Origin of the sequence: Pseudomonas sp. T1.Ur, from assembly GCF_023516725.1 — a bacterium.
GTDB classification, from domain to species: Bacteria; Pseudomonadota; Gammaproteobacteria; order Pseudomonadales; family Pseudomonadaceae; genus Aquipseudomonas; species Aquipseudomonas alvandae.
In genome coordinates, this window is the sequence record NZ_JAMGSN010000001.1 from 2,860,586 (window position 1) to 2,874,433 (window position 13,848).

Genomic DNA, 13,848 nt, shown 5'->3' on the forward strand with positions numbered 1-13,848 from the left:
CCTGCGGTAACTATGTACCGCCATTGCCTGTCCGCCACTGCCTAACCTGCCGTTTCTCACCTTCGCACCGTCAAGCGGTGACTTCAACGAGATACGACAATGACGACTAGACCCGCCCCCCTGCTGTTCCCGGAAATATTGGCTGCCGAGCGCCTGGATCAACTCACCACGCCCAACGAGTTGACGCAAGAAGACCTCGACTGGCTGCGCCATGTCTCGCTACCCAGCCACACGCAGCGCGCCGCGAAGACGCGGCCGATGTTGGCCGAAAAGATCATGCTGCAAGCCGAGAAAAAAACGCCCATCGCACTGGCCGGCTGCTTTACCCTCACCTCGTCCGGCGGCAGCAGCCCCGATACCGGGCCAGCGTTTCTCTATACGCCGATGGAAGGCATCAGGAAATTCGACAACCCTGTATCGCTCGAAACAGCCATTGATCAGATGCGCCTGGACACCGCACGGCGCACGGACCTTTACAGCCTCCTGTCCGTTTCCCAGCGCAGTGAATTGCTCGGCACCTCCGAGATTACCCAGACCAGACACGTTATCGAGGGAGACATTTTCAAGGACCAACTCGCATCCATCGAAAGTGCCCAGCATCTGAATGCTTCGTCGATGGTGAATGAACTGGTCAAGTTGCCTTCGCTAACGTCGATGGTTGACCAGATCCTCAACGAGATGTTGCCGAAGTTCGATTACCGACAGGCCCGTTTCGCCCTCGGCAAAGGCGTCCGCCCAGGAGGTGCCGAGGATATCGGAGTGACAGAAAGCATGCCGCTCACAGACGCGATCCTGATCTATTTCCACCATCAGGGTTGGCCGCCAGGGCATTACGGCAATATCACCCTTGCGGACACAGCCAGCTCGCCCTATACCGCGGCGCAATGGCTGGACGTAATCACGCGCGCCGCCACCCAGCTGATCCCGGCGCTCGCACGTTGCATCGAGGGCTTTTGGAAAGAGACAGCCACTTCTTTCTACCTGGCACGCCGAAAGCTTCTGGAGCAGGTCATTCACGACGGGGTATGGGCAAGCATCCTGGCCGAGCGGGAAAAAGGGCAACTCACGCAGGCACAAAGTCTTGAACTCATTCGCATGTTCAGACCTTCTTCCCAGGACAAGACACTCCTGTTTATCGAAACGATTCGACTGGCCGAACGTGCGCCCGACTACGTGGAGCTCGCGGGCTCACTGATGATCAGCGGCAAAGACCATTACCTCTACACGCCCATCCAGGGGATTCGAAAGGTCGACAACTATTCTGCTTTCAGAGATGCCCTGTTGACTGAACCCTCAGCGGCGACAGCGAAGGAAGCCATCTCCAGCCTCCTGAATCTGGAGGAATGCAATCGTTTCTTGCGTTTTGATGAACCGCAGATCTCGGGACAACCGGCGGACTTGCCGATTGCCGAATCCCTGGCCGACGCCATGCTTGAAAAACAGCAGAAAAACCTGCGTTACGCGCTGGAAATGTCGCGCCAGGACGATGTCGACGCCCACGCACTCGTCGACAAGGCATTGGACATACGCGCGTTCGTTAACAAAAACCTGTTGAGCCAGCCCACCGCCGGGCATTGGGGCACTCATCCGGCCTTTTACGGCAACCTGCGCTTATCCAATCTGCGGGCCGATCAGCTGGCAAGAAACATCAAGAGTTACACCGATATCGCGCAGACCTTCGGCAAGCTGTTTACCCAGCTACCGACATCGGGGGGCAGTTCGCTCTATAGCAGGCCAAGAGACCTGCTGTCTGAACTGACCAATGCTTTTTCCCTCGGCATACGCGCGGAGGCCGAGTTGAAAGCGCGTAATGAAACGCTTCCGTCGATTGCACATGAGTTGATCAAAACGGTTTTCAGCTTCGACGCGTCTTACCCGGACCGCTCACTGCGCACCGGTATCAGAGGCTTTCGACCTGACGTCTACTCATTGAAGCTCAAACGCAGCGATAAAGAAGAGACGGTTCAGCTTCCCCTCGCCAACTGTTTTTTATTGACTGAACGTGGCGGACTGGACACGCCCTATTCCGGCATGGGCGTTCTGTGGACACCTTCTGAAGGTTTGCAGGCCTTTTCTTCCGTGGAGGCTGTTACCCGGCGACTGAATCAATACCTGCTCGATTCTCGAAAGCGCTTTGTTTTTCTCGCGAATCTGCCTTCCGCGCAACGCAAGCCTCATGCCCAGTATCGGCTCGAGTCCTACGAGCTTATCGAGGAGAACGTGCTGCTGAACCGGATGAAATCGTTCATCACGCACTTCGAGGCGGAGCATGGTTACCTGAGCACCTTGAAAGCCGGGAATTGGCAGTTGACGGGGGCGGCGCTTCAGAAAAGCCTCGAAGCGCTGCTCGGCAAAGGCGCACCCCACAACCTCGAGCGTGCCACACGCATCGCCCGGGCCGACAAACTGCGATACACACTTCCCGCCTGGCTCGGCATGGCCGCTCTTGATGAGCAGCGTTTTCATATCGAGCTCCTGGAGCAATATAAAAACAGCGCGAGCGAGGGCAAGGATTATCTGGACGGAATCGAGCCGGTGCGCAGCTATGTGCAAAAAAAACTGCAAACAATATTGGCGACGCGCTTCCCGCAAAAACAACTGGACCCGGAGACGGTTCAGATCACGCCTACCCTGGCGGTGGTGGGTGCGGCCAGGTCCTTGACCGATTTTGCCTTGTGTCACGTCGATGTAACCGAGAAGAGGTTCCAGGTCTCGTCAACCTCCACGCGACCTTTACCAGACGGTTTGAACGAGGCAGCTGTCAGGCAGATTTTGTCGTCGCTGGATGTGCAAACCACCTTCAAGCAAGCCTTGGTGCAAGGACTTTCTGGCGTCGCCGCGCACGTCCGTCCAAGACGACAACGCTTTTGCCAACAACTGCCCTGGCAGCTGTTGCAATACGCCCATGCACTTCATTTGCAACAGCATCTTAGCGCGACAGCATTCGACCTGATCCACCAGGCACTGGACATGCCGGACGCGATCGCCCGAGAAGCCGTCCAGAACGCCAACGCGATTTTTCGTCCACTGGAACTGATCAAGACCGGTGGCGCTGCCGCGGTCAAGGCCTTGGGGCTCTACGTCATCAGTTCAAGCGCCGATACGGCAAGCCCGCACATCCTGTACTCGCCCTACCACGACGGCCATCAACTCACCGAGTTCAAGGATGAAGCAAGCATCATCGCGGCCTTCAATGCACCCGGCGCGCTTCAGGACTTGCTGATTCGCCGGCTTCCCGAGGACCAGCAAGCCACGTTCAAGCATTTGTTGGCTTCCACCCTCGGAAAAGTGTCGGAAATTACGCTGGCGGCCAACCCCGCCACCGCAAACCTGCTCGATACGCTGTACGACGACAACGCGAAAATGCTGACCGGCATGGTGAGCAGCCGAACCCAGAAAGGACGCCACATTGATTGGTCAACCGTTCTCCATGTATTCAGCGCCGGGACCCGATTCGTGGGCAGGCATCTGCCGGGCAAACTGTCGATCATAGGGAGCCTTTGGGACAGCTACGATGACTTCAAGGTCTCTTCGGAAGCCTTTCAACAGGGTGAATGGCAAGCGGGGTTGCACAACTTCATCGCCGGCGCTGCGGAGATGGTCTCGTTGGGCTTTTTGAATCGCGACGATACCTTCGGACTCCTCGACCCCATTGTGCCTGCATCGTCCAGCACCCCGTCCATGTCCGACTGGAGAAACATCACGAGCACAGCGGCACCTCGTACCGACCTGCAGCCCTTCGAAGCCGCAGGCATCAGTCTCTCGAGACTGAAGAAGCTGGCCGACGGAATGTACGAGTCGGCGGAAAACGGCAGGCTTTATATCCCCCTCGCCGGGAAAGTCTTTCAAGTCGCCAAATACAACCAGGCCTGGCGCATCATCCACGACGACGGCGAGGGGCCTTCCGTGACGCGCTCGCCCCGCCGCACCTGGGAGATCGATCCTCAGCGTCAGACGATTCGCTTTGGCCAGGCGGGGTCGACAATCGCCATAGGCTGTAGCGATTACTTCGCCAAAGGGACATTGAATATCGAGGCGCGGGGCATGATCGAGATACGCAGGAAATATCCCCACCGCGCCACTGTAATCGTCCAGGCCCTGGAAACGGCGAGGCTCTATTGCCGCAACGCCCTGCATAATTTCGCGCAACTTAAACGAAACGTTATACCGGGCTCTCGGCTGGAGACCTTGCTCAAGTCGTTCTTTGGCGTTGTACGCGTCGACCGCAAGCTGATTGGCAAGATCGAGGCGGCCATTTCACCGATATGCACGGCGTTGGCCGATCCCTACTGGGAACAGCTCAATACAAACCGTATCGTTATTGGCCATCTTCGATTCCGCGACGACAGAGCCACCGCTTTCGTGATGGAACCGTCGCCCGAGGGGAGAATTTATCTCACCCAACGCTTCTTCGAACCGGAACTGGATTGGTACAAATCTGCCGTGCCTGATTTTTTCGATGTCGAGGCCCATGCTCAAGCATCGACCCTGATCCATGAAACGTCCCACCAATTCTTCAACACTTTCGACTTCACTTACTTGGATGCGACATGTCCTTTTCTGGACCTGATACCGACCACGACGCATTACGGCCGTGAACGGTACGAAACGCAGAAAGACCTGCAACTCAACGGGTTTTCACTCACCACGCCCAAATGGAAATTGTTCACCCAATGGGACAGTGCCGATAACACGCAGAAAGGCTTCGAGCGGCTGCCCAAAATGAAAAATGCTGCCAAAGAGATCCTGAAGATCAGCGGAGCCCGGAATATGGACGAAGCACGTGATGCCTTTCTGAATCCGGTTGTGCCGGACCAACGCATCGATCTGATACTTCGCAACGCCGACTCCTTGACCTTGCTCATCTGTGAAATGGGGCGCCAGCTCGATCCGGTCCCCTCTCGTTGATCTTTTTTTCACGACGCGTATGAGACAGTCCGATGCAGGAGCGAATGCGCATACCTTTCAAACATGAGAAAAAACCGGGCAGTTACTGCGCTAACGCCATCATCGCTGTTCTCGACAATGGCCCCCGAGGGTTAGAATGCGGCAAACCAGGAAGAGTCAATGACCGAACGCACACTCTCGGAAGCCGAATACGACGCCATCACCGATGCGGCCGCGCATTGGTGCATGCGTTTGCATGCTGACGACTGCACCGATGCCGAGCGGCTGGCGTTCAAGCATTGGCACGACGCTGATCCCCTGCACGCTTTCGAATACGAAGCCATGCTGGACATCTGGGGCACGGCTGAACACCTGCCGCGCGTCGAGCCCGCGCCTGCTGCTTCGCACCGTCGCCCTCGCACGCGTTGGAGCCAACTGGCCGTCGCCGCCACGGTGCTCGCGCTGGGCGTGCCCTTGGCGGCTTTCACCGGTTGGAACCTGGGCTGGGTGCCGAACACCTATCAACGATTCGAGGCGGGCGCGACCGGACGGCAGGTCACGCTGGACGATGGCAGCCAGGTGGAACTCAACCTGGGCACTGAACTGGTGTTTGCCAACTACAAGCATGAACGTCGCGTGACGCTGAAAAAGGGCGAAGCGTTTTTTGACGTGAGCCACGACAAACAGCATCCGTTTATCGTTCGGGCAGGCCAGGGCCAGGTGCGCGTGACCGGTACCCGTTTCAACGTATGGTTGTATCAGGATCAGGTCAAGGTCACGCTGCTGGAGGGTTCGGTGTGGGTGACCAGCAACAAGGCCTCCAATGCCAACGGGGCGCAACTGTCGCCCGGCATGCAGGCAAGCTACAAGGTTGGCGACTATCAGCCGCAGGTCCGAGAGGTTTCCGCCGACGATAACTCGCTGGCGTGGCGCAACGGCAAACTGGTCCTCGACAACCTGGCCTTGTCCGACGCGTTGCCGCTGATCAACCGCTACCTCGATCATCCGGTCATGCTGGCCGACAACACCACCGGCACCCTGCGCATCGGCGGTATCTACAACCTCAACGAGGTGAAGAACCTCGTGCCATCGCTGCCCAAGGTGTTGCCGGTCTATCTGACCCAGAACAAGGACGGCAACCTGGTGCTGAACGCTATCGGCCCCCGACCGAGCAAAAACTGAAAAGCCGCGGCCCCTTCGGGTCGCGGCTTTTGTTCATGGCCGCAATTATTGCGTCACGACCCTGCTCACGGGCTCATCCTCACGAATGGTCACTGCCTGATAATGCGGATCGGCCTTGATCTGCTGCTCAGTGAACGGCAATGCACTCAACTGTCGCCTTGAAAATGCCTGGGTCTGATCCACCGAATAAGGCGATGAAGGATCGCTGGAAAGCGAGAACGCCAGCAACCCCTGGGCCTTGGGACCCTTGCCATCGAACGTCACCACTTGCAGATAACTGGTGCCGCTGACCACCTCCCGCTTACCGTTCGCACCCGGCACGCTCTGGATCGCGTTGTAGATACCCAACTCTCCAGGGCCGCCATGAATGGGTATGCGACGTTCAGCACGGCTGGCGACCTGAACATCCTGCCATTGACTGTCAGCCGGCAGCCCGGCCTTTTTCACCGATTCCAGCGATGCGCGCATGGCTTGACGCAACGCCTCGGCAACGGCGGGCCGCTCGACTGCCAGGCCACGCGGGGTATGTTGGGGATCCTTCGGGTCGAACGCCACGCGCCAAAGGCCAGGCACCGGCTGCAAAGCCTGCATGATCTGTTGGAAATGAACGAAACCCACGCCGGTGCCCAGGCTCGCGGTGCGATCCCAGCGTTTCAGGCGGGTGCACACCTCGGTCAAAGGCAGCGCGTCGGGCCCCAGGTCGGCGGCGCAAAAAGCCAGCAGGTCTGGCATGACCTGATCGGCCAGGTATACCTGATCGTCCATGACCAGGCGCTGCAGATCATCCGCCGTGATCGTTCCGCCCTTGGCCAATTGCTCCAGCCTGTCCAGGGCGAAACGCGCCCGCAGCCCCAGGGGCAGGTCTTGCTGGCTGACCACCGGCGAATAGCCGGACAAGGGCTGCGCGGGGTTGACCTGCCACGCAGAATCGTTGGAATTTTGCACATAGTCGCGACGCAGCAATTGCGGAAGTTTATCCGCTGCAAAGATGCCCTTCTGGGCAGCGCCGGCGTCCACGTCCCAGGCACATTCACTGCGCGAGCCATCCAATACGATCAGTTTCTGCCCGGCCCTGGGGTCGCTGCAGCGGGCGAGTTTATTGGCGTCGACGTTCGGCACCACGGACACGTTCATGTAGAGACTTTGTCCTTGATCGTCCACCGCCAGGGTGTTGACCCAGGGAATGCCCTGGATCCGCTGGACCGAATCCTGCAGGTCCTTGAGCGTGGCGGCACGGTTCATCGCGTACCACTGCGCCAGCACCCGGTCGTTTTCCAGGTTGGCATCGCGCAGGCTGTAGGCGAACCGATTGTCCCAATCCAGCTTCCCGGGCCATTGCACGATCGGCCCGAATTGCGAACTGTAGACCACCCGGGAAACCGGCTTGACCTGCCCATCGGCTTGCCTGGCATCCACCGTGACCGTCTGTTGGCTCATCGGCACGGACTTGCCGTCCAGCAGATAGTGGGTTGGATCCTTGGGATCCAGTTGCAGGCGGTACAGCGTGAAATGCTTGGACGTGTCGACGGTATGGGTCCAGGCCAGGTGCTGGCTGAATCCGATGTTGATCACCGGCAGGCCCGGCAACGCTGCACCCATGACGTCCAGCTTGCCCGGTATGGTCAGGTGCATCTGATAGAACCGCATGCCTCCCGACCAAGGGAAATGCGGGTTCGCCAGCAACATGCCACGCCCGTTGAACGACCGTTCGCTGCCGATCGCCAGGGCGTTGCTGCCGCGTTCCAAGGCAAAGCGCTGCTGGCGGGCCGCCGCCACCGCGAAGCCGGACGTCGAAGCGGCGGCCTGCGCGGTGGCCTTGGGCGGCTGCGCGCCGGCCAAGGCCTCGGCGAACTGGCCGACGCCGCCTTCCACCAGCAGCCGCCGGGTCAACTTGACGAGGTCCAGCGCGGTGATCGGCCGAACCCATTCGCTTGCGCATTGCTCCGGCAGGCCCTTCGCCTTGCGTTCAGCCAACGCACGGTTGTATCCGACCACATAGCCCTCTACCAATTGCTGGACCTGGGGCGTTTGCGCCTGCCAGAAATCGGATACTGCTTGCGGCGTATTGAGCCACGAAAAGAACACATCGCTGGCACGGTTTTCCCGCTGCTCGACAGTCACCTGCTCCGGGCCGAAATAGCGCGAGCGCTGCCCATTGACCGTCACGATCTCGTTGGCCAGCAGGCACAGGTTGTCCTGCGCATACGCATACCCGATGCCGTACCCCAACCCCCGCTCATCCTGGGCGCGAATATGCGGCACGCCGAAACTGGTGCGACGAATTTCGGCAGTGGCCTGCCCGGCCTCGCCTCGCGCGCTGACGACGGTACTCAAGCCCAGGGTCATCCCCAGCAAGGCACCGGCGAGACAAAACCTCGATAACTGCCCGGACATTCCCACATTCACTCCTGATCAAAAGCGCTCAAGAACCAGGGCCGTTAAAACCTCCGGCCTGGCCTGAAATACAACGGCGACGTGCTTGAACGCAAAAAGCACCTTCCTTGAGAACGAACCGGATGAAAAAAAATTAACGGCCCGGCGACCCGCTTCCACGGGGAATTGAGTGTGTCCAGGCAATTTTTTCACATCATTCCCCTCATGATTGGCCGCTCTCGTTCGTCCTATTACAGGAGAGCATCCGATCTTTTCTGTCAGGCTGGTATGGAGTCTTTTACATGCATAACGCGCAAGTACCCATGGAGGGTAAGCCAGGTTCGTCCCGCGTCACGCCGACCGCGTCCAACGGTGTCTTCGGGTCAGCGGAGCGAGGCAGCAACGAGCAGATCAAGCGCCTGCTCAAGAGCTATGGACTCAGGACGAGCCTGATTCGCCTGAAGGTCATCGACGCCTTGCTCAAGGCCGCCGATGAAAACCGTCGACTGGGCGTGCGAGGTGTCCACAGCCAGTTGTTGGGGTTGGACATTCCCTTGTCCTTCCTGAGCGTGCGCGAAGTCCTGAAGCGCCTGTGCAGCGAGGGCGTGGTCACGCTCAATCTCGATAAAAGCTACAGCTTGCATCCCCAGGCCGTGGCCTGGCTCAGTGCCGGGGAATGAGCGGCGCTCAGGGCTTGACCTTGCGCCGCATCACACCGTTGATCACCACGACGATGACCGCCACGGCAATGGCGATGTATTGAAACAGCTGCTCGCTGATCATGCCCTTGCCTTGCATCCAGGACAGTCCAAGCATGATCGCCAAGACCACGACAACCACCAGAATCGAGTATTTCAAACGTTGCGAATGAGTCATTTGCCAGCTTCCTGAAGTGATTCGTCCTGCCTCTCACCTGCTGTCTTGCCAGTGCCAAGGCGCGATGCAGGCAGCGGCCTATGGTACAGCCGCCCGTACATTGCGCGCGACTGCGATTGCAAGTGATCAATCAACGCAGGCCAGCTCGGCCGCCTGACGTCACGTCCCCTCCCCACTCAAGCAATCGGCAAGGAAGCCGATACAACCTGGTACGCCCATACCAACTGTTTCCGAAAGACGCCTTCGTGCAAGGAACACCCACATGCCCTCATTGCGCACCATTCAGGCCCGCTACACGCTGTTCCTGGTTCTGTTCATCCTGGTGTTGTCCATCCTCACCGTCGTTGGCATCAGCTACCTGGTCGCACCCAAGCTGCGCCACACCGAGGAGCAAGTGGCGCTGAACCGCATTGCCGAAGTCGCCGAGCAGATCCAGGGCGAACTGAACAAAGTCCAGGCTCAACAACGCAGCATCACCCAGACCATTCCATTGCTCGACAGCGACGCCATCGACAAGGTGTTGCCGGGCCTGGTGGATCAGTACGGCGAGCTGAAAGTCTTCGGCGGCGGGATCTGGCCATTGCCCAACCAACGGGCGGAAGGCCGCAGCAAGTTCAGTACCTTCTGGCACCGCGACGCCTCCGGCAAGTTGATCGTCAACACGTTCTGGAACAGCGACGCCGCACCCAATTATTACGAGCAACCCTGGCACAAGGGCGGCATGGCCACGCCCCCTGGCAAGTGCGCCTGGGCCGCTGCCTACAAGGACGACGCCAGTGCCGAGCCACGCACCAACTGCGCGATGGCGATCCAGAAGAACGGCGCGCCTTATGGCGTCTCCACCATTGACGTGACCTTGGGTTTCTTCAACGACCTGATTGCCCGCAAGGAAGCCGAACTCAGCGCCGAGATGCTGATCGTCGAAGGCGACGGCAAGATCATCAGCAACAGCTCGCGGATCAGCGGCCCGATCGTACTGAAGAACATCAGCGAACTGGCGACGACCTCACCGTTTGCGGCCCAGGTCAAGGCTGGCCTGGCCAACCGTGACCCACTGCAGCGCGTCGAATTCGACAACAAGGGCGAAGCCAGCACGTTCTTCATGCGGCCCATCGAAGGCTCGCCCTGGTTTCTCGCCACCGCGTTGCCGACCCGCCTGATCACCGCCCAGCGTGATGACGTATTGAACACGCTGAGCCTGCTGCAGATTCCCATGGTGATCCTGCTGGTGCTGATGCAACTGTATGCGATCCGCCAACTGACTAACCGCATGAAGATCCTCAAGGGCAACATCGATGCGCTGTCCACCGGCGACGCCGACCTGACCCGCCGCATCACCATCCGCGCCGAAGACGAACTGGGCGCCATCGGTCACTCGGTCAACAAGTTCATCGCCTATCTGCAAGACATGATCGGCGAAGTCACCCAGGCCACCGGCGCCATGGCCTCGAGTCTGGACAAATTGCAGCAGACCTCGGCCCACACCAGTGAAATCCTCATGCGTCACGCCTCGGAAACCGACCAGACCGTGACGGCCATTACGCAAATGAGCTCCACGGCTGAAAGCGTCGCGCAAAACGCGGCGGAGACGGCAGCGTTCACCCAGCGAGCCAACGAGCATGCCGATCGTTCTCGCGTAGTGGTCGGCGAAGCGTCCAACAGCGTCGTGGCGCTGATCGATGAAGTCGCCAGCGCCACGCGCAAAGTGGAAAACATGCAGCAAGACGCGCAACGCATCACCGAGATCCTCGGCGTGATCGGGGCGATTGCCGGGCAAACCAACCTGCTGGCCCTCAACGCCGCCATCGAAGCCGCCCGGGCCGGCGAGCAGGGCCGCGGCTTCGCGGTCGTCGCCGATGAAGTCCGCGCCCTCGCGGCCCGCACCCAGGCCAGCACCTCGGAAATCAACGAAATGCTGACGCGCCTGACCCAAGGCGTGAGCTCGTCAGTGGCGGCCATGGAAAACACCCAGGCCAGTTGCCAATCGGCCGCCGACGCCACTTCGCGGGTGAACTCGGGCCTGGACGAAATGGCCGGCTCGGTCAGCCAGATCAACAGCCTGAGCACGCAGATCGCCACCGCCGCCGAGCAACAAAGTGCGGTGACCGAGGAGATCAACCGGAGCATGGTGCAGATTCGTCACATGGTGGAAGAATTGGTGGAAAGCGGCTTGGCCAGTGAGCGTAATACTCGGCAGTTGCTGGAGGCCAACGGTCGGGTGAATGCGATTATGGGGCGGTTCAAGGTTCGCTAGAGCGTCCCCACACACTCCTGGGGTTAGACACACATCCCGCGTTCACCCCAACCTTTTTGTGGGAGCGAGCTTGCTCGCGAAAGCATCGGATCAGCCTACATCAATGTTGGATGTTCGACGGCTATCGCGAGCAAGCTCGCTCCCACAGGGTTCTGTTCCGTCTCCAACCTGACAATTCTGTAATCCGCCCCTCAGCCTCCCGTCAGGCGCTCGCCGCTACTCTGGTATGCTCCCTTCCAAAACTCCGTTCGCCAAGAGACCATTCCCATGGCCAATCCCCTGCACCTGCTCGCCCTGAGCGCCGTCTTTATCTCCACCCTGGCCCAGGCCGCCGAGCCCGTCACCATCGATGTGCACCGCGACGCCAATTGCGGCTGCTGCAAGAAATGGATCTCCCATCTGCAAGCCAACGGTTTCAAGGTCAATGACCATGTCGAGGCCGACATGAGTTCGGTCAAGCAGCGCCTGGGCGTGGCGCCGAACCTGCGCTCATGCCACACCGCCGAGATCAACGGCAAATTCGTCGAGGGCCACGTGCCGGCCGATCAGGTGCTGGCGATGAGCAAACGCGACGACTTGCTGGGCGTGGCCGCGCCGGGCATGCCAATGGGCTCGCCGGGCATGGAAATGGATGGCATGGGCGATGCCTATCAAGTGATCGGCCAGAAGAAGGACGGCACGCAAACCGTCGTGGCGGATTATCCAGCCCACTGATGGCTGGCGCTTATGTCGGGCTTTTCCTGACGGCGTTTGGCGCAGCGACCCTGTTGCCGCTGCAATCGGAAGCGCTGTTGGTCGGCCTGGTGCTCAGCGAGCGTCAAGCAGCCTGGCTGCTGATGGGGGTCGCGACCTTGGGCAATGTCTTGGGTTCGCTGGTGAACTGGTGGCTGGGGACCCGCCTTGAACAGTTCAAGGACCGCCGCTGGTTTCCCGTCAGCCCATCCCACCTGGACAAGGCTCGTCGGCATTATCAACGCTACGGGTATTGGTCCCTGTTGCTCAGTTGGCTGCCGATCATTGGCGATCCCCTGACGCTGGTGGCGGGCGTGATGGGTGAACCGTGGCGACGCTTCCTGTTGATCGTCACCCTCGCCAAGGGCCTGCGTTATGGCGTGCTCGTGCTGGCAACCCTGGGCTGGATGGGTTGAACGTTCCAATGGTTCGATTGCCTGTGATTAATGTCGCCATAATCGAGCCGTTCCACGATCGGCCGGTTGCCTCAAGGAGATCGATCATGCCGCGTATGACCACCCGCTGGCTGCCCAGCCTGTTCTTGCTCGCTGCCCTGCCGATGTTCGCCCAGGCCGAGACGCCACCCGAAGGCCCCGCCTATGGGCCGCAGCTCGAAGGTTTCGAGTATCCCTACACACTCAAGCATTTTTCCCTCCCGTCCCAAGGCCAACCGTTGCAGATGGGCTATATGGACGTGCCCGCCCAAGGCAAGGCCAACGGGCGCAGCGTCGTGCTGATGCATGGCAAGAACTTCTGCGCCGCCACCTGGGGCGACTCGATCAAGGCCCTCAGCGAAGCCGGTTACCGGGTCATCGCCCCGGACCAGATCGGCTTCTGCACTTCCAGCAAACCGGACCATTATCAGTACAGCTTCCAGCAATTGGCGACGAACACCAATGCCCTGCTCAAGGCGCTTGGCGTGCAGAAAGCCATCGTCATCGGCCACTCCACCGGCGGCATGCTCGCCACCCGTTACGCCTTGCAGTTCCCCGACCAGGTCGAGCGCCTGGCAATGGTCAATCCGATCGGCCTCGAAGACTGGAAAGCCCTCGGCGTGCCCTACCGCACCGTGGACCAATGGTATGAACGCGAGTTGAAACTCAACGCCGAGGGCATTCGCACCTACGAACGCAACACCTACTACGGCGGGCGCTGGAAACCGGAGTTCGACCGCTGGGTGGACATGCTCGCCGGGCTCAACAAGGGACCGGGGCACACGCAAGTCGCCTGGAACTCAGCGCTGATCTACGACATGATCTTCACCCAGCCGGTCTATTACGAGTTCAAGAACCTCAAGGCGCCAACGCTGCTGCTGATCGGTACGTCCGATACCACGGCCATCGGCAGCGACATTGCCCCGCCAGCCGTGAAAGCCAAGCTTGGCCACTATGAAGTGCTCGGCAAGCAGGTCGCTCAATTGATCCCACGGTCGACGCTGGTGGAGTTCCCCAACTTGGGGCACGCACCCCAGATGGAGGAACCGGATCGGTTCCACAAGGCTCTGCTCGGCTGGCTGGACAAACCCATTCCCTGACGAGGTGTTC

9 protein-coding genes are annotated in these 13,848 nt (G+C 59.7%); 7 read left to right on the top strand and 2 right to left on the bottom strand.

Annotation, left to right across the window (positions count from 1 at the left end):
* The first annotated feature begins 99 nt into the window (after positions 1–99).
* Together M8Q45_RS12720 and M8Q45_RS12725 are read left to right on the top strand one after the other, a co-directional pair.
* The gene (locus M8Q45_RS12720) at positions 100–4,908 is read left to right on the top strand and encodes a dermonecrotic toxin domain-containing protein (protein WP_249875044.1); all 4,809 of its coding nucleotides are present in this window, start codon (positions 100–102) and stop codon (positions 4,906–4,908) included.
* A 159-nt stretch (positions 4,909–5,067) separates the two neighbouring features.
* Positions 5,068–6,069, top strand: a complete 1,002-nt coding sequence (locus M8Q45_RS12725; RefSeq protein WP_249875045.1) for a FecR family protein — start codon at positions 5,068–5,070, stop codon at positions 6,067–6,069.
* Positions 6,070–6,114: 45 nt separating this feature from the next.
* Here M8Q45_RS12725 and pvdQ read toward each other — a convergent pair whose 3' ends face one another.
* Positions 6,115–8,463: a bifunctional acylase PvdQ gene (gene pvdQ / locus M8Q45_RS12730; RefSeq protein WP_249875046.1), complete on the bottom strand. Its 2,349-nt coding sequence runs from the start codon at positions 8,461–8,463 to the stop codon at positions 6,115–6,117.
* A 281-nt stretch (positions 8,464–8,744) separates the two neighbouring features.
* Here pvdQ and M8Q45_RS12735 point away from each other — a divergent pair, with 281 nt between their 5' ends.
* Positions 8,745–9,122 (top strand): fe2+ zn2+ uptake regulation protein, encoded by a 378-nt coding sequence (locus M8Q45_RS12735; protein WP_249875047.1) that lies wholly within the window; start codon positions 8,745–8,747, stop codon positions 9,120–9,122.
* Between the two features lie 7 nt (positions 9,123–9,129).
* On the opposite strand, the gene M8Q45_RS12740 is transcribed toward M8Q45_RS12735, so the two are convergent.
* Positions 9,130–9,318 carry a hypothetical protein gene (locus M8Q45_RS12740; protein WP_181290153.1) on the bottom strand — a complete coding sequence of 63 codons (189 nt, stop codon included), beginning with the start codon at positions 9,316–9,318 and terminating at the stop codon, positions 9,130–9,132.
* A 262-nt stretch (positions 9,319–9,580) separates the two neighbouring features.
* On the opposite strand from M8Q45_RS12740, the gene M8Q45_RS12745 reads away from it, so the two are divergent.
* The 4 genes from M8Q45_RS12745 (at position 9,581) to M8Q45_RS12760 (ending at position 13,838) form a co-directional block, all read left to right on the top strand.
* Positions 9,581–11,572: a methyl-accepting chemotaxis protein gene (locus M8Q45_RS12745; protein ID WP_249875048.1), complete on the top strand. Its 1,992-nt coding sequence runs from the start codon at positions 9,581–9,583 to the stop codon at positions 11,570–11,572.
* Positions 11,573–11,839: 267 nt separating this feature from the next.
* Positions 11,840–12,286 (top strand): DUF411 domain-containing protein, encoded by a 447-nt coding sequence (locus tag M8Q45_RS12750; protein ID WP_198796972.1) that lies wholly within the window; start codon positions 11,840–11,842, stop codon positions 12,284–12,286.
* Positions 12,286–12,720, top strand: a complete 435-nt coding sequence (locus tag M8Q45_RS12755) for a YqaA family protein (protein ID WP_249875049.1) — start codon at positions 12,286–12,288, stop codon at positions 12,718–12,720. The genes M8Q45_RS12750 and M8Q45_RS12755 overlap by 1 nt, the downstream gene beginning before the upstream one ends.
* Before the next feature lie 86 nt (positions 12,721–12,806).
* Positions 12,807–13,838 (top strand): alpha/beta fold hydrolase, encoded by a 1,032-nt coding sequence (locus M8Q45_RS12760; protein WP_249875050.1) that lies wholly within the window; start codon positions 12,807–12,809, stop codon positions 13,836–13,838.
* Positions 13,839–13,848 lie beyond the last annotated feature (10 nt).

What these genes read in the sequence shown, in the direction of transcription:
- M8Q45_RS12720 (WP_249875044.1), top strand. Translation starts at nt 100, where the DNA reads ATGACGACTAGACCCGCCCCCCTGCTGTTCCCGGAAATATTGGCTGCC.
- M8Q45_RS12725 (WP_249875045.1), top strand. Translation starts at nt 5,068, where the DNA reads ATGACCGAACGCACACTCTCGGAAGCCGAATACGACGCCATCACCGAT.
- pvdQ (WP_249875046.1), bottom strand. Translation starts at nt 8,463, where the DNA reads ATGTCCGGGCAGTTATCGAGGTTTTGTCTCGCCGGTGCCTTGCTGGGG.
- M8Q45_RS12735 (WP_249875047.1), top strand. Translation starts at nt 8,745, where the DNA reads ATGCATAACGCGCAAGTACCCATGGAGGGTAAGCCAGGTTCGTCCCGC.
- M8Q45_RS12740 (WP_181290153.1), bottom strand. Translation starts at nt 9,318, where the DNA reads ATGACTCATTCGCAACGTTTGAAATACTCGATTCTGGTGGTTGTCGTG.
- M8Q45_RS12745 (WP_249875048.1), top strand. Translation starts at nt 9,581, where the DNA reads ATGCCCTCATTGCGCACCATTCAGGCCCGCTACACGCTGTTCCTGGTT.
- M8Q45_RS12750 (WP_198796972.1), top strand. Translation starts at nt 11,840, where the DNA reads ATGGCCAATCCCCTGCACCTGCTCGCCCTGAGCGCCGTCTTTATCTCC.
- M8Q45_RS12755 (WP_249875049.1), top strand. Translation starts at nt 12,286, where the DNA reads ATGGCTGGCGCTTATGTCGGGCTTTTCCTGACGGCGTTTGGCGCAGCG.
- M8Q45_RS12760 (WP_249875050.1), top strand. Translation starts at nt 12,807, where the DNA reads ATGCCGCGTATGACCACCCGCTGGCTGCCCAGCCTGTTCTTGCTCGCT.